Source organism: Candidatus Phytoplasma sp. AldY-WA1, assembly GCF_020312115.2.
Taxonomy (GTDB): Bacteria; Bacillota_I; Bacilli_A; order Acholeplasmatales; family Acholeplasmataceae; genus Phytoplasma; species Phytoplasma vitis.
Genome location: NZ_JAHRHX020000152.1, coordinates 1 through 522, shown reverse-complemented (window position 1 = coordinate 522; position 522 = coordinate 1). Strand labels below are relative to the sequence as shown.

The 522-nt window shown below is 19.3% G+C and carries 1 protein-coding gene; it reads left to right on the top strand.

Annotated elements, in window-relative coordinates; genetic code table 11:
• Positions 1-380, top strand: a 380-nt coding sequence (locus tag KTO59_RS04505; protein ID WP_284928860.1) for a hypothetical protein, incomplete at its 5' end; no start/stop codon positions are given.
• Between the last annotated feature and the right edge of the window lie 142 nt (positions 381-522).

Below are 522 nucleotides of genomic sequence, written 5' to 3'. Positions count from 1 at the left end.
TTGAAAAAGCTAAAGAAAATTATGAAATAAATAAAAATAACACAAATGGAGACATTTTAGAAAAAACAAAAATGCATCTTAAAAATTACTTTAATAGCATTTATTGTGCCTCTGAAAACGCTTTAATAGTTTATCGAGAAAAACAACAAATTAAACATTTTATTGAAGAAAAATTTAAAGATTATTTTATTAAAAAAGGTTCAAATACTGAAGCTACAGAATTAACTTTAAAAGGAATAGAAGCAGTTAATAATTTTTTTCAAATAGAAAATATTTTGGATCCTAAGCATATGGTTCTTTTACAAAAAATTATTAATTCTGCTAAATATAAAATAATAAGAGATTTTGATAATCCTCCTCGAGATTTGAAAATACATTAAAACGAATAAAAAAATATAAGTATTTTTTGAAAAATATAAAAAAATAATAAGATGGATATAAAAATGGTTTTTTGATAACCTTTGTATTATTTTTTTATTTAGGTTTTCTTTTTAAATTCTTTATTTGTCGTAATATATAATT